We start from the raw sequence: 22,945 nt of genomic DNA, 5'->3' as shown, positions 1-22,945 counted from the left end.
CTTTCGTTTTGCCGGGGTTTGAGAATGTTAAAAATAGGCAAAACATTTTCCTTGACAAGTTGATTCCGATTGACTATATTTGGGGAACTTTGACCAGTATAGAACTTTTTTGAACTTAGGTCAGACCCCATTTTTTAAGTACTTGATTTCCAGCATAACTCAAAGAACCCAAACTTCCGTAAGCAGTTGCGATGAGCTACTGTGAAAAAGGGAGCTTGTGTTTTTTTCCTCAAGCTGGGTTGATTAAATACGGATGCGTTCATGCCAGATCCTAGTAGCACTAAAGACGAATTGAACAACCAGTTCATGCCTACGCAAGTTATTCACAATGTCCACGGAGCAATGTGCTCTGGCGGACATTCGGCGTGCGTATCCGACGCAGCCCATTCCATTCGGACTAATAAGATTTCCCATATTCAGGAGAATCACAGAATGAGGTCCAAGACTCTTTTTGTGTGGCTGATGTCCGCAGTAAGCGCACTGTTTGTGCTTCTGCTTCCTCAGCAGGCCAGCGCTCAGATCAATACTGAAGGCGCGATTGTGGCCGTGTGTATTGAAGACTCCGTCGGTACTGTGCCGAACGGTATCATCGACGAGCTCGGTGACGTTCTGCAGATCACCGCGCGAGCCGCGTATGTCGACAATTTCTGCGACTCAATCGACGTCGGCCTCGATCCGACACCCGATCTCGGTGTGTTGATCCCGGCGCTTTATCCGTCGATCATCATCAACTGCCCCTCGGGTTTGACGACGAGTCTGTACGAGATGACGACGAATATTACAGCCGGACAGGGATTGGCTGGGCCCAATCCTGACAGCTGCTTGGTTGTTGCCACACTAACCTTCCACCCGGAAGGTGTGTCCGTTACTGCCGGCACGCCGCTGTCCTTCGGTATCACATGGTTCGGCTTCGCGAATTCGCCGCCGCCGGGATTTCAGCCGCCTGTTTGTGCTGACGCCGGGTACATCATCAATGCGCCTTGCGATATCCAGTCTGGCTGCGCGTTCATCCAGTTCAACGAATATGGCGGTATTGCCTTTGACGGTATTGCCGCTATCGGTGACTCGCTGTGGCTCGACGCCGCCTTAGCTTTGACGATGGACTCGCTTCCCGCCGGTGATACGCTCGTATGGGACGCTTCCGGTGTTCTTTGTGACAATGGAGCAAACTGGCGTGGATCGAGCGACACGATTGAAGTCGCTCCCTGTACCATGGAAAACGAGTGGAATGGTTGCCGTGCCGACACGATCTTCTTGATTCGTTTCGTGTGGGACGATGCAGGTGGTGAGACGTGGGCTGGAGACGTTGTCGGCAACGAAGCGGCCTTTGCGGTCGATACGTTCTACTGCGTCCGTCCGATTGACAACCTGCCGCCGGTCATCGACATCTATTGTGTTGACTCGTGCATGATTGTCAACAACAACTACATGGATAACGATACCATCGTCGGTTGCGGTGACGCGCTTCGTATCTATTTGAGCACGACGCAAGCTGCGCAGGGTAAATTCCCGGCCAATTGCGACGGAGACTCGGTTGACATGACTTACAGCTTTTTGCCGGATCGTGTCGATTGCGGCCAAGTTTCGCCGAATCACGACGTCGAGTGGTTGGGAGTCAATCTGGGTCAGCTTGTTCAGATCGGCGATACTTTCCCGCAGAACTACGATGATATCAACCTTCTTTCCGATGATAGCCTATGGGTGTCGGCTCGGTTTGGAACGGGACCGAATCCCGGAACGGCTAATGATTTGATTTGGGTTGATATTCCAATCGACTCGCTGCATTGGGATTCTCTTGAGCTTTGTTTGTTCACCGCCTTCGCGGCCGGTGACTCTATTATAGTTGTCTCGATCGACGACGCCGGTAACGTGTCCAATGCGATTACCGCCGGCTATGAGGTTCCGAATATCGACCCGGTTGTCGCGATCGAAGGTTGGGACATCTGTCTTGACAACCAAGCCCCGCAACTGCCGGGCTCGGATATTTACTGGTCCTACGACGGTGTTGACAATTACTGCAACCAGCGCTTCTCTCCTTATGATGATGCGCTGGCTACGTACTTTACCAATCTTTCGCCTGACTCGATTCGTTGGTATTTGGACGCAGTGGATTCCGCGTACGATCCGGCCGTTGAAGCCGATGTCTTGACCAAGGTTTACTTGATCGGATTTGACGTTCGTACGATTCCGGACGACGACCCCGATACGGGTACCGGCGACATTATTACGTCGCTTGACTACTACCATCCGTTGGCAGCTCCGGATTCGGACAACTGGGAATGGCGCAACCCGTTCATTCCGGGTCTCGATTCCAGCGCTTGCTTCACATGGTATGGTAAGGATGGTCCGGACAGCTTGGACGACGACTTTGGCTTCCTGTATCATGACTACTGCCCGTGGGGTATGCTGGTCGGTATCACCGAAGCCCGCTATATGGACGCCGGTGGCTGTAATGCCGTACGCGGTTCCGACCATGACGGTATCACCAGTATCCTCGACGGCTACACGCAGTTGAACGCTCTGTATGCCGTGGTTGACTCTTGTGCTCCGACGACCACGATTCCGCTTGATCTTGACACCTTGAATGGTCCGGCACTGCCGAACGGTCCCGACTTCGGTTCGGTGACTAATCCCTATTTGTGGGTGGACGGTGACGATCTGCCGTGGCTGCAGTTCAAGGCGCGCCGCTGGTTCACGCAAGGTCTTTTGGACACTTGTTTGGCCGAAGACCTTTGCTACACGATTCGTCTCGACTCCGTGTACACGCAAGGTCCGTGGCCGTTTGTGGCTGATTCCATCTATTATGATGCGAGCGACAACGTAACCGGTGACCATGCGCGTTCTTGCATGCCTCTTCCGTTCTTCTTTAATGACATTAATACGGATACCATTGCCTTTGAATGGGGTATGGAAGGTCCGACGGGCGATCCGCTGCCGGACGGTCTGTATTGCTTGCGCCTCGAGCTCCAAGACAATGCAGGCAACGTCAACATCAGCGACTCGCTGTGCATCTGGATTAACGGTTTGGGTCCGGAAATCGACTCGATCAGCTTTGTCAACGAGATTCTCGACTGCAACATGAATTTCTTCGCCGGTGAATCCCTCTGTGTTTGGATGCAGACGGATACCAGTGCACAGTTCTGTTTGTTCGATTTCTCTTGTATCCTTAATATTGATAGCGTTGCCGCCGACTACGACTCGATCTGGGTGAACGCACCCTACAGCACGGACGGAGCAACCTATAAGCGTTGGTACGCCTGCATCCGAGTTGACTTGGCGATGATTGACACCGCTGACGTCACTAACAATGATTATCAGTTCAGCGAATATGACGCGAGCTGCCTCAATGCCGGTAACTACGGTATTATCAGTGTGCTGGCATTTGACTCCGACAGCAACAGCACGGCGGCGAACGAGCTGACACCGAATTGCACAAACATCGCGCTGCTTGGCGAAAGCCGTTGCCCGCGCATCGTTGGACCGATCGAATTCTGGTTCTACGATCCGGATACGGTGTTCCCGCAAGGTGTGATGGTCGAAGACAGCATCAATTCGCTGTTTGCCGGCTATGACAATTTCGGCCCGATGCCTGATTGGAATGCAATGTCTCCGGGTTCGGTTGACTCCTCCGGTGCGTATGATGCTATCACGAATCCGGCTCATGACCAACGTCACGACTCGATTTTCGTGCGATTGCTGATTGACACCCTGTCGATCACAGATTGGAACCCGCCTGCGGATTCGGCGACGCACGATACGCTCGTTTTGGAATTCCGCAATCCGAACACGGTCGAAAATCGTCGCCGTCAGGTTCGTAAACCATTGTTTATTCCGAACTGTACGAACCTCGATGGTATTCCGCCGTGCGAAGATCCTGACAATAACACGATCTACGACGGACGTATCGAACTTGACGAGCACAATAATGGATTGGTTGAGTTCCGCTATATGTGGAACGGTACGTGGTTCATCAATGCCGGTACTGACAGCCAGATGCTGGTCCCGATCACCGGTCAGGATACGATCATCGTGTCGGCCTGGACCGTGGACGGTGACTCGATTGTTGACTCGGTCTCTGTAGACACTATTTACTTCCTGATTTGTGACACGACGTTCGCGGAGCTGGATGTCGACAACGACAATCCGGGCTTTGTTGATGACGGTTGGACTGGCATCAACAACGACTCTCGCGACCCAGTTACGCACTCTACCAAGACGGTTTTGAACAATGGCTGGGACGGTGACTGCGGTTACCGCTACGCCGAAGGCGACACGTTCTCGATTACGGTGCGTGCCGATGAGCAGGTTCACTATGACCCGGCGGCCTACCCGAATGAAGACGGTAGCCGATATACAGCGGCCGGTGATTGGAAGATTACAGGTAATTGGCAGATTTCGTTGGTGGACAGCACCTCGGGTCAGTTGATTACTTGGAACGGCGGTGCAGACACAATCACGATTAAGCTCGTGTCCGTCACGCCGGAAAGTCTGGCTGTCGACGAATGGCAATATACCCTTCTCGGTACAATCCATACGTTGCCGCCTGATACATTCATCTATAATAGCTGCTTCGTCATCCGCGGCGCTTGGGACCAAGGTTCTAACCCGGGTCGCTACAACCAGCCGCCGTTTAGCGATGCGTTTGAAGAAGACAGCTTTGAAGACACGACGTTCTGTGTCAACCTGATTCCGTGCGACCACTTTGTCGGTTGCCCCGATGTGTACGGTCCAGACCTCGTCAATGGTTGGATCGCGCCGGAAGACACGAACATTACCGTTTGCGCGACGATTATCGAAACTTGCGAAATTCACGATTGCGTGGCCGGTACGCATGCCGACTCGCTCCGCGTGGTCGAAGGTGACTTCCAGCGCATTACGGATGATCCGAATCCATGGGTGATTCCGGATAGTGTCGGTGACTGGTTTATCCAAGTTGACGACATGACCGGCGACAGTTTGGGTTGGGCCCGTATGTACTACTGGTGGCTGCGCGCCGACTCGTCGGATCTGGCGACCATTTACTGCGACGGCGAATACCTCGACTTTGATATCCGCTTCGTAAGCTGGCAGGGCGTGGCTGATTCGATGAACTTCGATAGCTGCGTTCAAGTTGACGTGAACGAGCCGCGTTGGACGTATTGGGAAGTCATGGACTCTGCCCAGACGACAACTCTGGACGCCATCGGTGGTGGTTTCGCGTGTTTTGATCCTGATCAACCAGTGATACTGTTTGGCCGGTTGACGGATGACGACATCGACTGTAACCCTGCGGACGGTATCGGTATTGACACGTCCATGATTTGGGCTGACTTGTCGGTCCTGTTGGGAGACGTGTCCGCAGATAGCGTTGTGCCGGATTCAGTGTGGTATGACGCATTGACCAGTACAGCTACGGCATTCTGGAACTTTACTCTGGATTCGACATTCTTCTGCATCAACTCGGTTGAGCCGTTCTTCCGCTTCCACGCGGGTCACGACTCGATTGGTCACCACGACCGCGAGCTGTTCCTGCAGGATACGTTGAATGTTTGCAGCGACTGCGTGCCGCCGGCGATCTTCGTATCCGACGCTTGGTGCGAGTGCGATACCGCAGCACTGGCGATCATGAATGATACGCTGAATCCTGTTATCGCTTTGCCGACGGCTCTGCCGTACCTCAGCTACGGTTCAGAAGTTACCTTTAAGATTGGTGTGTTCGACGCAGACCATGACTCCAGTTTGGGTATTCCGCAGGAAGCCTGGGCCGATCTTTCGACGATTGACCCGGCACTGAGCTGGACGCAGAACGATCTGTACTATGACACCAACGTTGACGGCGCCATCGACACGATGTGCTACGTCTGGGGTCTGCCGTGCTTCATTGGCGGATCGCTTCTGAATCTGGATACGATGTATCACAATGGCGATACGATCTTCGTTAACTTCGCGTTGATGGACAGTGTCGGTAATGCTGACACCGTGATGTATCCGATCGCTATCTTCGACTCGCTGCCGCCGATTGTCGACTTTATCTACACGATTGGCGACGACTCGATTCGCGCATACATTTCTCCGGGTGACGATCACATTCACGTGTACGCCGACATAAACGGCTACGCAGCGGACCTCGTTAGCGCGCCGGAACATGTCTGGGCTGACTTCTCGGAGTTCCAGTGCGACTCCGCGATGAAGGCTGCTTACGACACCGTTTATGCCAACTACATCGAACACGTCGGTGGTGATAACTACCGCGCTTGGTGGGGCTGGTATCCGGGTTCGTGGGTTGGCAATCCGTTTGACGTCAACTATACGATTCCGGGCGACACGACCTCCCTTCCGTGGGATACGCTGTCGGCTTGCGATTCCTGCTCGTCGTGGCAACAAGGCGCCGAAGGTTGGTTCGATTCAATCTTCGTGTACGTGACCGACGAAGCCTGCAACATGGGACAACATTATAACTTGTTTGAAGTCTCCGGTTGCGATTCGACGACTCCTGGTCTGGACAGTGTCTGGGTCTGGGGTAACCACTGCAAGACTCCGGGTTGGATTTCGTCCACTCCGTTGGACAGCGGTCACATTGAAGTGTGGGCTTGGATGGATACCACATTCAATGCGCTTGAAGACACGATTACGATTGACTCGCTGCAGGCGAACCTCGTTGAACTGTCCTCCTCGCGTTGGGGTTGGACTGATTGGACGACGCCTCAGTTCTATGGCGGTTGGCCGGTCTACGGCGTGAATCCGACTCCGGATTCGACCGCTTGGGATACAATGACTGTCGACGGCCGCGTCCGCTTGATTGGCAAGTGGTTCTGGCTGACGGCTGATGATCTGGGTGACTGCGAAGAAGTGACCGTGGCTGTGAAGTCCATCCGTCAAACCGGATTGGGCGGCTCGCACGGCTACTATATGGATGTCGAATACGGTACGGCGCGTGTTGATACAACCCGTCCGGTGATCTATGACATGCGTGTCCATAGCTCGACGACCTCTATTGCCGAGACCACCTGGGTTACCCCGAACTATCCGTTGTATGTTGAATACTGGGCTTACGACACCGTTTGCGACAGTCTGGATCAAAGCCACATCGGCTTCGACCTGACGCACGGCGTGGGTGGCCCCGGTCCGTGGATCACGTTTGAATGCGGCGGTATTCTTGACTCGCTGTGGACGTGGGACACGACGGCATTTGAAGTGACTTGGTACTCCGGCTGGAACGAAGTCGATCCGATCGTGGATTCGATCGCGGCAATGGCTGACAGTATCTGTATCCGCTTCACCGGTATGCCGATTTACGACGACTCCTGCAACTTCATCGACCTCGATAACCTGCAAGGTTGCGTCGAAGCACACATTGAAGACTGTCTGTCCAACCCGGCAATCCCGGTGCAGAAGACCGTCACGACGGACGACCGTCCGCCGCAATATGTCAACAGCGTTCCGTGGGGTGACTTCACATTCGTAACCGGCTTCCCGGGTGACCCGGATTCGGTCGGTATCGACTCGGTGCTTGTCCTGCAGAACTCGCTGTACAACCTCGACTGGGATAGCACCCTGTATGTCTACGTGATCGTAAACAACTGGCCGGGCGACACCCTGATGTCGTGGGAGAAGACGTACATCGACTTCACGGGCTTCTTGGACACTCCGCTCCAGTACCCGGATTCGATCTATTACAATATCGATGGAATGCACCGCGACTCGTTGTTGTGGGTGATTCCGCTGTATGATGACGGTGGCGCTGGCGACCTGTTCAACGAGAACATTCTGTCTGACCGCTACTGGTGGCCGCTGTACCTGAGCGACTCGCTGTGCAACCGTTCGACGTTCTACTGCGTCGATCTCGACAGCGCGGTTTCGTTCACGATCCAGAATTGGAACTCGCCGAATCCCGGCATGATCCTGCTCTGCGATTCAGAGACGGTTGCCTGCTCCGACACTGACTACGTCGACCTGTACAACATGCAGTTGTGGAACGACGAGAAGGTTTCGCCAGATACTGACAAGGAAAACCTGTACAAGATCTGGTTGGACGGTTCCGAGTGGGGTTGGTACTCGCACGAGGAAGAAAATCAGACTCGCTTCTACATCTTCGTTCAGGACAGTGTCCTGCAATGCGACGGTATCGACAACGACGCCGATGGCGAAGTTGACGAAATCGGTGAAGGTGTGGACTTCTACACTGCCGACCTGCGTATCAATGACTTGCCGCAAGTCGCGCACGTTGACTCGATGAATGTTGACGGTGTCCGCATTGACTATCTGTGGTACGCCGATAACTTCAGCGAACACGAATACCAAGTTGACCTGTTCATCAGCGACATCTATGGTCACCGTGACACGCTGGCTTGCGAAGGCAGCCATGCGTTGAGATTCTGGGAAGACGAGACCTGCCCGGTTGGTGCTGAGTTGAACTTCTGGAACAACGGCGAAGCGGTTCAGATTCGCAAGAACCTGAGCTTCTTGAGCAGCCTTGATCTTGAAGACTTGACCGCCGACGATAGCTTGTATGTCTTCACGAACTTTGACTCGGTTCAGATTTCGGTCTACGATCCGGACATCATCAATGAGCCGCAGCCTGGTTCGGGTCTTGACTTGAGCCCAGACAACTCGGTGGACAGCACGACGTGGAACGGTACCGCCTCCTCGACGATCGAAATCGTTGATCCGACGAACACCGTTGTGGCTTCGTTCTTCCAGACGTTCTATGATGACACGTTGATCTTCAACGAAGGTTACTTGACCCTGAGTGACACGACTGAGACGTTGGCCGGATTGTCCGACGGTCTGTACACCTTGCGTGTGACGACCCTTGACCGTGTCGGCAACTCCTGTGACTTCGAGTGGTCGTTTATCCTTGATCGCGAATGCCCGGAAATCTACGAAGCCTACGCTTCGCAGCCGGGTCTGAATACGCCGGTCGATTCGCTGCTGGCTTCGTGGGATTACGTCGAACTGTACGCGCACATCCAAGACTCGCTTGACGGTGTGGACAGCGTCGTGTTCGAATACGCCTTCGACGCAAACCGCGACGGCAACGTTGACGCCTACAGCTTCTGGCAGAACGTCAACCTGCTGACCGACGAAGGTCAGGCTTGGGATACGGAATATCCGTTTAACGCTTACTGGAATATCCGCAACCTGCCGTGGTCGTCCGAGGATACGCTCGGCTTGCCGCCGGTGAATCCGGATGGTTCCTGCACCAATACGTACTTCGTCCGTGTCCGCGCGTTCGATATCTACGGCCATGAGTGCCGCGACACGTTTGCTGTCCGGATCACGGACGATATCGCGCCGTTGGCTTACATCTCAAGCTTCAGTGACTATCCGGTCATTGACGGCCCGGATGGCCCGCAGAGCTCGCTGGTCTTGTGCTTCAACCCGAACACGATGACTGACTCGCTGCTGCATGTCTGTGCCGAAGACTGGATTGATCCGAGCCTGTTGTGGGATCCGCTGCCGGGCGACACGAACTCCGACCTTTGGGAAGACCGCTGGTTCGACCTCTATGAAGGTGTGTTCCAGTACAAGTTCTTCAATGCGCCGGGTGACGTGATTCCGGGTAACATGGATCCGACCGCCGGCTGGGTGAACCTCCCGAGCGGTGAACACGGCGACGGCCAAGATACGATCGTGGCGCGTGACGATTGGGGTCAGGACTTCTGCATCAATTGGAACGTCTCTGATCTGGTCAGCGGCCAGTATAACCTGCGTATGGTTGCCTTCGACGTCTGCGGCAACTACGACTACCTGAATACTCCGGTGGTTACGTTCCGCGTCGAATGCGATACGACAGAACCTCTGGCTCTGATCTGCTTCCCTGAAGAAGACATGTGCGTGACGAACCTGCGCTGCGACGAGCCGGAATTTGTTCCGGTGCAGTCTTCGGCTCCGCTGTTCGCCGACATCGACTCGATCGCGTTCTTCTTCGTTGACTCGCTGTCGATTCCGGGTCTGGGTATCCATACCTTTATCGGCGGTTCGACCGATCCTGACTCAATCAGCGCTGGTTTGGCTTACTTCAGCTCGACCGGTTGGAATACCAACAACCTGCTGTCCGGCTACTACTGGCTGTACGCGGTTGCCTATGACACCAATGCCTTGTTTGACACTGACCCGATTTGGACGCGCGTCTTCGTGGACAACACGATGCCGCAGGTCACCGAATGCTGGGTGGGTGAAGCCTATGGCAATGACTTTACTATCCTCCAGACCACGAACGAGGGCAACACCTTCGCGCTGCGTGCGAATGCACAGGACAATATTGGCTTGGCGCAAGACTGCGGCATTACCGGTGTTCAGTTCCAGATTCTGGACCGCTTCGGCAACTGGCGCGATCTTGATATCTCGCTGGACGGAACGAGTGAAATCTGGGGTTCTTACCTTTATCTTAGCGATAACGATGGTTTCGTGACGACGCCTGATGTTGCAGGCTTCTACGAGATCAACTTGTCCTTCAGTGATTTCGGTAACAGCCCGTTGGATTCGGTCCGCTTCCGTGCCTACGCCGTCGACAACGTGGATTGGGGTGATAACAACATGCAGGGCGACTACAACCGCGACTGCAACCTCGACCGCGACCTCGAATGTGGAACTGAAATCTGCTGTATGGCGATTGAGATCCGCGACCAGATCCCGTATGGTACCAGCCTGTGGTGCTACAACCATGGTTGGTATGCATGGGGTGTCCCGCAGTTCACGGCACCGTCCACGCAAATCTTTGATGGCGACAAGTTCTCTACTTGCAACTATCAGAATCCGCTGGATACGCTGATGCTGATCGCCAACGTTGCGGACTACGTCCAAGACGAATGGCTGATGTACTTCAAGTACTGGCGTGCCGACGGCTCGACCGATACTTTCGACGTTCCGAACGACTACTCGCTGAACCCGGCCTTGCCGCGCAACGCGGACAGCGCTATCGTTCTGCAGAGCACGTATGATACCGTCAGTGTGGTTTGGACCGGCGCCCGCGCATGGCTTGACAGCGCGGATGCGGCTGACGGATTGGTTTACGCTCGTTGGCAGTTCGCTGCTTACGTTGAAGACTTGACCGGCAACGTCGAAGGTTGGAACAACCAGAATACCTGCTACATTTACACCTTCTGCCCGCCGAACACGCCGATTACGGATGTTAGCTACGTCACCAACGACGTGAATAATCCGGAAAACCGTGTCCGTGTGACTGAAGAAGTCGCGTGGCAGGATGCACTGACCGATACGATCGAAGTCCTTTACAACCGTACCACCGATCCGGGTTCAAATGATCCGGAAGCCTTGGTCGAGTTCTATGTGGATGCCGACGCAATCGTCAACTGTCACGATGACAATGTGAACGTGTTCAACATCGAACTTTGGATGATGAGCGACGACACGACCCTGCAGTCGATCTGTGACGGTGGACCTGTTCAAGTCTTTGACTTCTTCGATGACTTCCAGGCTTGGGATCAGTATCCGCCTGACAACGGATCTGGCCAGTATCACTTCGGAGTTTACTTCGATAACAGCTACCCGCCGGGCACGTATAACTTCTCAGCCATCGTGAACTACGTCGTGTACGCGGCCGGTTATGACACCTTGACTGAAGGTGACGCGGATTGCGACCGAGTTCTCGAAGAGTCCGATTCCACGAAGCTTGACCTTGTGGTCCGCGTCGTGAACGTAAACGAGCCGCAGGTTGTGTACTGCTACCCGCCGTACGGCGACGTCTGCGGTGCGCACAACACCGTGCCGCTGTCGGCCAAGGACGTCAGTGATCCGGATTACTTCACCGGCGTAATTGACACCGTTTGGTTCCAACGCTATAACGGCAGCTCGTGGGTGCCGGTGGTTGACGCCTATACTGGTCTCAGCTACGACGCTTCGCCGGGCAACGGTTACCTCCGCTTCCAGTTCGACGAACGCGAACTGCCCGGTATGGCTGGTTGGTACTACGAAATGAGCCAGTCCAACGAGACGCCGCCCAACATCTACAATTGGTATGCGTCGCGCGACTTGTTCCCGGATGTGGCGATCTACTTCTGGGCTACGGACACGTTCTATCCGATGTCTGAAGTCTCTGACGGCTTCTGGCAGACGAACGTGTATGTCTCGGGTATTGACAGCAGCGCTTGCTACGATTACTCAATCGTGATCGACGCGAACGACAACAATATCTGGGAAGGTCCGAATACTGACCGCTGGATCGACGATCCGCGTAACATAGATTGGGAAAATCAAGACCCGATCGCCTATGACCGTTGCGCTGATGACCAGTACCATGAATATGATGTTGAAGAACTGGCTGCCTACTCTACGATCTGTGTCTGTGAATACTGGGTGAACTTCAACAGCCTTGAGGTTGGCGACGGACACCACGAATTCCGCACGGTCGTCGGCTGGCACGATCCGCTTGCTTACCACGTGATTGAAAACCCGGCACCGGGCGACTCGCTGCACATCTTCTTCGTTGATAACGACGAGCCGGTGGCGACGCACGATATCGAAGGTGAAGACTTCTGGCTGAACGGTGGTCGTTGCGACGATCCGTGGGGCACGAATTTCGTGACCGATATCCAGCCGGTGGACGGCGACTACAACCTCGTGGTCGAAGACATCTGCGCGGTGATCTACCAAGTCTCGCTGACCAACAATCCGTTCGCGGATTCGAGCTGGGTCAACGTGGACACGGTTTACTCTAATGATGACATGGGTTGGACCGAAGCGTGGCCGGGTATCTGGACCGCTTACAACCCGCTGACTGACAATATCGACAACGACGGTGACGGATTGGTCGACGAGACCTACGACGTTCAGGCCGGCGACGGTATCGGCGAAGAGAACACGACGTTCTGGAGCCGTACGGTTGTGACCGACCACTGTGGTAACACCTATATGACGAACGCCGAAAGCCTGTATGTGGACGTTAGCGAACCGCGCGCCTGCATCGAGCTGGTTGGTGGAATCGAACCGGGTGTTGACGGCAATGACGTCGTCGTGATTCCGGATGACCGCGACCTCGAAATCGTGGCCGTCAATCAGGACTACGCGGGCTTTGACCCGAGCATCCTGGCCGTCTTCCAGTATCGTACGCTGAACCCGATTGGCGATTGGACCAACATCCAAGCCGATACGCTCAGCAACGATACGGTGCGCCACGTTGGTGACACCTTGACCGCGACGTGGGATCTGCTCAGCTACTTCCAAGACACCGGAAACGATCCGGAAGGTTGGTTCCAGCTGCGTGCGATCGCCATTGACACGGTGAACAACACCGACATGTGCGACAACGATGTATGCTACATTACAATCCGCCTGAATGACATTCAGCCGGCGGCCCGCATCGACATCTACCAAGTGGTTAGCTCGAACGATGAAATCGGCGCGTCCTGCACCGTGGATTCGGCCTGCTACATCCACGCTGGTGATCCGTACTGCATCACGGCCATCTTCGCCCCGACCAACATTGATACCGGTCTGGCGTCCTTGACCTTCCAGTATGCTGAAGTCAGCGGTGGCGTCCCGTCCAACTGGCGGAACATTGAAACGATTTGGGATCCGATTGACAACGGTTTGAACGGTGATACCACCGAATGCGTGTGGTTCCAGCCGCAACCTGAAGACGTCGGTGATCAAGAAATCTTCTGGCTGCGTGTGGTCGTCGAAGACTACAACGGCAATGACACGTCGGACGTCAAGGTTCTGTACGTTGACGGCACCGCCCCGAACGGTTTGGGCGAAGCCGAGAATACGTTGGCCGTTGCAACCGCATGCGGCGACCGTTGCCGCTTCGACAATGCGCCGGGACAAGCCGTCATTCATATGACGTTTGATCCGGATGAACTGTCCGGCGAGTTCAACGAAGACGAAGTCTGGCTGACCGGTGCGCGTGACGACGGTGCCTACGAATACAACTTCGGTTCGCTGACGCGTGGCGATGACGACGAATGGTACTTTGACTTCGGTGGTGACCTGTGTGACTACTGGGCGGAGAACCGCGTTGTTGATGACGAAGGCGAAGTTGTTGTCCTCGATTACGGCTGCTGGAACTTCTACGTGAACTTCACCGATTGCCAGGGCAACACCGGCATGGTTGAAGTTACCACGAACTGCGACGGCGTCGACACCAACCTCGTATGTATCGATTGCTTCCCGGATGTTCCGGAGCATACCGATATCGTAGGCTTGGATTACATCGGTTACGACTGTGTCTCGGGTGATCTGGCCGAACTGAATGACGAAGTGCTTGACGGCACGACGGAAATCGGTGGTGACCAAAGCGTCCGCATCTACGGAACGATTCCGGAATACGAGCAAGACATTTGGTACATGGTGCTGTATGTCGAAAGCGCGGATGCCGGTGTGGCCGAAACCGCAGTCGACACCTTCTGGTGGAATCCGACGTGGCAATCGCACGAAAACCCGAACTGGTCTACCTATTGGTGGTTGGCTGACACGACTGACTTGGGTGACGCAAAGTACCCGAGCGGCTACTACCGTGTCTGGGCCCGTGCGCATGACGCCATTTGCCAGATCGAACCGACCGAAATGCTTGACGAATTCTGGGTGCACGTTGACAACAGTGAGCCTGTTGCTGACATCACGCAGGTTAATGGTGAGCCTGTCACCGGCGAAGACAACTTCGTCTACGAAATCCACGCGGGCGACGATGATCCGGCGACCTTGTGGGTAGAGTGGACGGACGGCCTGACGCCGAACGACTCGACTCAAACGAACAATGCCGTTCAGGTTTGGTGCAAGAATATCTGGCACCCGAACCAGGCTGATGCGTGGACGCAATGTGGTATCATTCCGAGCCGCTGCAACCCGCACTATGTCGAAATCGATCTGACCGGTATTCATTGCGGCGACTCGCTGCATATCGTGCCGATCGTTGGAGACCGTTGGGGTAATGGCGAGCTCAACGTTGAGCGTGCCATGGAAGCCTTCGAAGGCGGCCACTTCGTTAACGTATATATCTACGACACCACCCCGCCGTCCTCCATGCTGTGGTCGGTTGGTACCAGTGAAGAGCCGTGGTGCGATATCCAAGATCGTCAGCAAGGCGTTGACGGTCTGTGGATCATCGATCAGCAGACGCACAGCGTCAGTGTCGGTGCCCTTGGCGAACTTCATGACATCTGGCTGCAGGCCTTCACCACGATTGGTGATGAATGGCCGGTCCAGAGCGGCGACGTCCAGCGCGTGTACTTCGAGTACAGCCTTGACGGCACGACCTGGTACGAAATCGGTGTCGACGAAACTGATGAAACTCCGTGCGAGTGGAGTGGTGATGCTCCGACCCCGTGGTGGAGTGGAATTGATCATGACGTCTTCTGGTCCGTGGTCTGGGATGTTTCCGGTCTTGCCGGCGACGTCATGGTCCGCAGCTGGGCTGAAGATGAATGCGGCAACGTCGAAGAAATGGAAACCTACACCGTCTCCTTCGACGTAATGGCCCCGATGGCGCAAGTCTATGTGTGGGATAACGACACACACATCGACAATCTCGAATCGTGCGCGGATTGGACGGAACAACAGATTTCGGACAGCCTCGAACGCTTCAGCTACGTGACCTTGGGTGCTTGCGCCGATGAAAACGAAGGCGATGCCTACGGCGCGATCTGGTACATCAAGCGTGCTGACGACCACCCGCTCGAAATGTGGAGCTGGTGCTACCTCGGCGACGACTCGACCGGACCGTTCTCCGTCGACAACGTGAACTTCTGGAATAACGAATGTCCGGCTCCCGAGCCCGGTGTCTGGTACGACGTCGCAGTGCTGACGACTGACCAAGCCGGCAACGAACTTACTTGGACGCAGTTCCTGAACTACGGTCAGGGTACTACGGTCGAAGAAAAGTGGAGCTGGTTGATTGCTAACGGTTATGTGAAGCGCTTTAAGGCGGTTGACCATACCGCGCCGCTGTCTGACAACCTCGTCACAGATGTGGACTGCACGCCGGATTCGTCGGTGATCTTCCTCCACGGTAACGTTGAGCTGAGCTCCTACATCTATGATCCGGACGTCATCGCCGTGACCTACGCCTTCCTCGAAGTCGGGTCGAACGGCCCGTGGACGGTGATTGAACGTGTCGAAGGTGAAGACGGTCAGCCGCTTCCGATCAATAGCGAGAGCGAAGACGGTACGCAGTACTCCTTGACTGAAGGACATTGGAATACGGAACTTCTGAACGGTACGTACTACGTGGCCGCCTTTGCCGAAGACAACTACGGCAACATGGACGGTGACTTGACGGGTGGCGCGGCTGGTGCTCCGGCGCACGCCACGCTGATGGTCAATGTGGACAACGAACCCGCGAACGCCCTGATCGTTCACGTCTGGCGCACGGATGATCCGACGCACACCGACGTGACGCAGCTTGAACGCGGTGCCGAGTACACGTTCGAAGTCGAAGCGACTGACAACTTCATGCTGACGCCGTTGGTTCAGTTCTACTACCGCCATACCGGCGACCTCGACGGATGGATGGAAATTGGCGAACAATACAACTGGCCGTACAGTGTCAATTGGATCGTCCCGACCAGCACGGTTGTCGGATGGACCTATGACTTCGCAGCGGTTGCGTATGACTACTGTGAACAGAACGACCGTTATGACAACCAAGGCAATCCGATTATTGACTGGTCCGCGCCGGTGGTTGACGAAGAAGCCAACATCGCGATCTACGGTATCAACGGTTACTACGATATCGAAGGTACGCCGCACGTCAACGGAACCGACCTGTGCTTGCAGGCCGAATCCGAGCCGAACCTTGACCACGTCCGCTTCATCTACATCGACGCTGAAGGCGACACGACGGTCATCGGTACGCTGATTGACGAAATCGGTACGTTGGATTGGCAGTTGTGCAACTGGGATGTGACCGCACTGCCGGAAGGCCCGGCTCAGATCTGCGCAATCGGATCGGCCGACCTGGGTGGTGACTTGGTGACGATGGCTACGGATTGCCGCAACATCATCATCGACCACAGCCTGCCGTACGATTTGGATGATCAGCTTCCGATGTCGCACGGTCTGTTGGGCGGTTACTGTGGAATCAGCAACTACGACTTCGACGAACACAACGACTCCGACGATATCTGGGTTCACTTCAACAATGAACTTACGGACGCCGGTCTCGATACGGTGTGGTTCGAATACAAGTGGGCTGAGTCTCCGGATGACGATGAATACTGGCACAGCTTCGGTTATGCCTACCAAGACAACGGTGTGACCGGTAACTGGGTCTATCCGTGGGATGTCTACAACTACTTCGAAGGCGAGTGCGGAACGATTAGCCTCCGCGCCGTCCTGAGCGATAACGCGATTCCGGAATCGAACATGGCTTACGTCATCTTCGCTGATACGGTTCGCGTCGATAACTGCCCGCCGGATGTTCAGTTCACCAATGTAAACGGTGACTTGACGCCGGAAGGTACGGTCATTCCGTGGGGCGAAATCGTCAACATGGTCGTAACGGCTGAAGATGTCTTCGGCGAAGGCGGCAACAGTGGAGTCGACAGCGTTTGCTTCTTTGGAACGAATGATTCCGAAGAATATGGCGATGCGATTTCCTGTGACTCGCAAGGCCCGCTGTGGTCGGCACAATTGGCCACCACGGCACTGACGCCGAACAGCAATTACTACCTGCGTGCGATCGCTTGGGATCATGCCGGTAACTGCAGCGAAACGACGATCACGATCTACGTTGAAGACTCGCAGTACCAGCGTGCCACGATCGTCGGTTATGACGACGACAACGAATTCGGCTGCAACGACTACTTGTATGCCGTGTCCGACGACTGTGATTCCAACTGGACGGCCCAAGTTCAGTTCCAAATCTCGACCGACCAAGGTCAGACCTGGCTGCCGCTGGCCGACGCCGAAAGCAACAGTGTCAGCGAATGCAACGAGTGGCTTGGATGGCACTTGTGGCAGGTGACGCTCGAGTTCGACGTCTACCCGGCTAACGCTTGGTTCCGTGCAGTGGCATGGGATGAAAACGCGAACGTCGATCCGAACCCGCCGGTGTGGCGCCGTCAAGACGTGACCAACACGGATGAAACCCAAATCTGGGTTGACAACTGGGTGCGCGTCCCGAGTGACGGTGAACAACAGCCGTGGGTGTTGGCAACCCTCGAAGACTACACGGAAGCCTGCTTGATTGAGGCGGGTGTGGTCTGCGTCGAGCCGGAAGCCGGATCCTCGTACTTCGCCGGTCAGTTGCCGTCGAACACGCAACCGTGCGACCTTGACAACGACGATGGACGCATCACCGTCTTCACGTCCAATGTGACGCCTGAAGGTGACAACACGTTCATCCATATGACGACCTACTTCATGGACCTCCATCATGCTGACAACCACGGTGGCTCGAACGGCACCTTGGCTAGCGAAGACGGCGTCCTTGAAATTACGATCCCGGCATGGGGCAGCGGCACCGGCGGTAACCTGTGGTTCCAGCCGTACCTGCCGTCGCAGTCCTACAGTTTGGTGCCGGCTTATCAGTACTACTACACGTTGATCTCCGGTGTTGAAGAAATTCAATCGCAGGACCTCGACCAGTACAACCTGGTGTCGCCGATGTCTTCGTTCCGTATGCACTTCGACAACAGTCTGCTTCCGGAAAACGCGGAAGAATGGCAAGTGGTCGTGGCCTACTGGAACTGGGATACGACGGATGCTTCAGGTCAATATGAAGGTATGTGGCAAGAGTGGGGTATCACCTACAACGACCGCGACCTTGAAAACGGAATCGTGGACTTCCAGTGGACGCCGGTTTGGGATATCTCAGACATCGGCAGCCTCTGCCCGGATCGCATCCGCTTCGGTGTGTTCCTGACCGCGATTCGTCCGATTAGCGAATTCGTACAGTTGAACAGCGGTTCCGACTGCGAACCCGACTTCCCGAACCCGACTTACAATGGCATGCCGGTTACCGACTGCACGCCGTCGTGGTGGGTCGTTCTGGGCGCGGGCGACATTCCGCAGACCCCGGATCGCGTGGATGTTTGGCTGGATGGTATCCGCATCGTCAACGACGGACAGCCGGTTGAGCTGGAAGGTAACTTCGATGAAGGTTGCCGTCCGGACAGCATCTTCCATCTGTCGTACGACGATGTCAGCGGTATCTTCAACGTCGAATTCGACTCTGACTTCTATGATTGCCCGCCGTGGTACGGTTGCCTGACGCAGGGTATCCACACGATTCAGTTCTACGTGGATGACCGCCCGACCAATGTCACTCCGTTCTACGTCGACAACACGATGCCGACCGCCTACGCTGAGCCCACCTACATTGGTGACGTCAGTGTGACGATTTGGGCCGACCTGGTCGACCGCGAATCCGGTATCGATACCAACTACGTCTATCTGGATCTGGCCAACTGTGACTATCCGGATGACTACGTACACGAAATCACGGCGGAAGCCATCCGCTTCGAACCCATCTTTGAGAACGAAGTGCAGATTGGTTACCGTGCGTCGGTGACGGTACAGTGGGACGGCCTGATCGACAACCTGTTCTCGTACTGGTACGACGAACAGAGCGGTGGATACATCTACGATTCGTGTCCGCTGACGATGTGCGCCCACTGGCACGTTTACAATAACGTCTGTCTGTACAACGACGAAACGCAGGATTACCGTTACACGGTCGATATCATCCCGCCGGTCATTACGCCTGTGTCGCCTGTGGGCGCAGCGATTGACGACGACGGTGACGGCGTGGCCAACGAAGATCCGGTGGACTGCCTCAACAACGACGGTGACTTCTACTGGACGCACGATTGGGGTTGGAGTGACCGTTACGACGAAGACCCGATCAACTTCGAAGAAGCTGAGTTCAATTGCGGCGAGCGCCCGACCATTCAGGCCTCGATCAGTGACTGGGCGCGGTGCTGCTTCGGTGCCTCGGGCGTCGACCTGAGTGCGGTTCAGTTCGTCATCGACGGACATGAGTTCACAGTCGCTGACACGGCGATGGAAGGTTTGAACTTCTTCATCAACTCGCCGGGACAGAATGACTTCGTGTTCAACATCGGTGGTGATCCCTCCGGCGAAGCCGCTGACTTTATGTACGATCCGGGTGACCACCAGATTACCATGTTCGTTCCGGACGCCGCTGGCAACATCGGTACCACGGACAACCAGGGTATCACTTGGACGTGGCACGTCAACTGCGCCGGCCCGGCCGTTGACTTCGATGACGTTGCTTGTGGATCGTTCATCAATCCGGAAGCCACCGGAGCCAACCCGACGGAACTGTCGTTCACAGTGACCACGGTTGAGTCTGCACCGATCGCACCGGGTAATGGTATTGAGTACCGCCTCGTGACCCTGCCCGACAGCACGCCGGTCAGTGGCCCGACGCTGGTCGATCCGATGGGTCGCACCGAAGTACCGGTTACGTTCAACGCTACGTACAGCTTGGCTGACGGCCAGACTGGATTGGCCTTGATCGTAAAGACCATGAACATCTATCATGACCTCGTCACGGGCGACGGTATCAGCATCAGCAGCCGTACTTACACTGCTGACAACTGCACCCCGACCGAACTGGCGCACTTCCCGGCTTCCGGTGACAGTGTTTCCAACGACGGCGGCGTGGTGGTCGAAATGCACTACACCGACGATTGCGGCGGCTTGATGGCCGGAATCGGCGGCGGTAATATGACGAAGGGTGCCAGCACCATGTCGCGCACCAGCAGCAGCAAGTTCGCAGCCGCGGACAGCAAGCTGGCGACGACGAGCAAGGCGGACGGCCGCGATGGCCGTGGCGACAACAGCGCACTGGACGACAACGGTTCGGGTATCAATATCGAACGTGTCTGGTTCGTTGTGGTAGATCCGCGCGGTGAATGGACCCGCTACGAAAATGAAGAAGACTTCGTTGAGCGTACTTCTTCGAGCGCCAAGATCGTACTGGTTGATCCGATTGCGGGTCCGTGGACGGTCAACGGCTACGCCGAAGACTGCGTGGGCAACCTGTTGACGTCGACATGGACCTTCTACTCGCTGAGTTCGGGTCCGGTGGTCAGCATCCTGCCGTACAACGAAGGCTGCCAGCATAACGGCTTCTGGAATCCGGATTATCCGTTGAGCTTCTCGGCGACGGTGGCTGAAAATGACGCCGCCAATGTCCGCAACGGTGGTATCAATGTGCACTTCATCGGTCTCTATGACTGCGATGGAAGCATCTGCGAATACGACCTGACGACCTCTTCGTTGACCCTGAACGTGAACCCGGGTTATGATCCGGCGAACCGTGCGCAGGTGTTCAGCGTGACGGGTGAAGCGACCTTCGGTGACTTCGGTGGCCACGGCATTCCGTCTGATATCCGCATCCGCGTAACGGCTACGGATCAGTACGGCGCGTCGAGTGAGGTTGTCCAGACGTGGGCTGTTGACGACGTTGATCCGGTGGTCGAGCCGCTGTCACCGCTGCCGAATACGGTGGTGGATGCTGAAAACTCGATTACCATCAGCGCTCGCTTCTATGATGACGAAGACGCCGGTGCCGCGAGCTTCCCGGGCAGCGATCATTCCATGCTGATGGATAAGAACGTGACCCCGACGACGACCGCGATTATCGGTGGTACCAATGTGAAGGGCATGAAGACGACCAGCAAGTCGTCCACGGAAGCCAACACCTCGCGTATCGACCTTGGTGCATGGCGTAACGCGCTGACGCGTGGTGTCTCCAGCCTTGACGGCAATAGCGGTATCGATCCTGAATGTATCGAGTTCCGCCTCCTGAACGAGGATAACGGCCAGTGGCGTGATCTGCTTGAAGAAGGTGCCAACATTAGTGGCGGCATCCTGACTTGGGTGGGCAACCTGCCTGAAGGCCGCTACCGCGCGATGGTGACGGTGTGTGACAACGTATGCAACACGACGACGGAACTGTGGCGCTTCCAGGCTGTCGGCTTCGGCCCGTGCCTGAACGAGATCTACTTCCTCGAACCGTTCTACGTGTCCGCAATGCCGCATTGCTTCGACGTCAACGTCGGTTGCGATCAGGTTGACCGCAGCTCGCTGACCATGACGCTTGAAGGCGCGATGCTTGTCGATGGTAATCTGGTGTTCGCCCCGATCGTGGTGGATGCGCCGGTGAACTTCGAAGGCGACGTCGCTTCGTACTGCGCCAACTTCGATCTGACGGATATTGTCAGCATCCGCGCCACGCTGAACGGTGAGTTCACGGGTGGCACGCCGATGGCGCCGATCTCGCAACTGTACACAGTTGACGTGGCGGCCCCGGTCTTCACGAACTTCCAGCCGGAATCCGACGACAACAACCCGCTACAGGTTGGCGCGCCGATTACGTTCCGTGCGGACTTCGAGGAAGTTGGTACGGTCGGTCTGGATGCCGAAAGTGTCAGCATGTGGCTGACGGCTGAAGACGGCACCAATGCCGGTGGTACGATGAACGTCAGCATCGCCGGTAATGGCTTGACCGGTTACGTGACCCTGGCCTTTGAAGGTCTGGAAGGTGGCAACTACACGGCGCACGCCGAAGTCAGCGACATTGCTGGCAACCGTGCGACGATGCAGTGGCCGGTGCGCGTCGGCTTCAAGAGCATCAATCTTGACGGCGAAACGTACAACTATCCGAACCCGTTCACCAAGGAAGACGGTTACACGACCTTCGTCCTGCCGATCGGTCCTGACGCAGGTCCGGGTGCGCACGTGACGATCAAGATCTACGACTTCTCGGGTCGCTTCGTGGCCACGGTGTATGACGGTGTGCTGGCCAATTATGGTACGCCGATCACGTGGGCAGGAACGAACGAGAAGGGCGAAGAAGTCGCGGCTGGTGTTTACCTTGCGAACGTGACCGTGTCCGGCAGCGGCAAGACGGTCAACAACATCGTCAAGGTCGCCTACAAGCAGACGAAGAACTAAGTGACAATTCGATGGGTGGGGAAGGGCAACCTTCCCCACCCGGAGATTTCTAAATCCTGAAATGATTTACTTGAGAATA

The 22,945-nt window shown here is 55.6% G+C and carries 1 protein-coding gene; it reads left to right on the top strand.

Annotated elements, in window-relative coordinates:
* The first annotated feature begins 432 nt into the window (after nt 1–432).
* Nucleotides 433–22,866 (top strand): hypothetical protein, encoded by a 22,434-nt coding sequence (locus H6507_06040; protein ID MCB9368646.1) that lies wholly within the window; start codon nt 433–435, stop codon nt 22,864–22,866.
* The last annotated feature ends 79 nt before the right edge of the window (nt 22,867–22,945 follow it).

The sequence above is a fragment of the Calditrichota bacterium genome (genome assembly GCA_020637445.1).
Lineage (GTDB): Bacteria > Electryoneota > RPQS01 > RPQS01 > RPQS01 > JABWCQ01.
Note: the sequence above shows the minus strand (reverse complement) of the source record. Positions and strands in the feature narration are given on the sequence as shown.

What these genes read in the sequence shown, in the direction of transcription:
- H6507_06040 (MCB9368646.1), top strand. Translation starts at nt 433, where the DNA reads ATGAGGTCCAAGACTCTTTTTGTGTGGCTGATGTCCGCAGTAAGCGCA.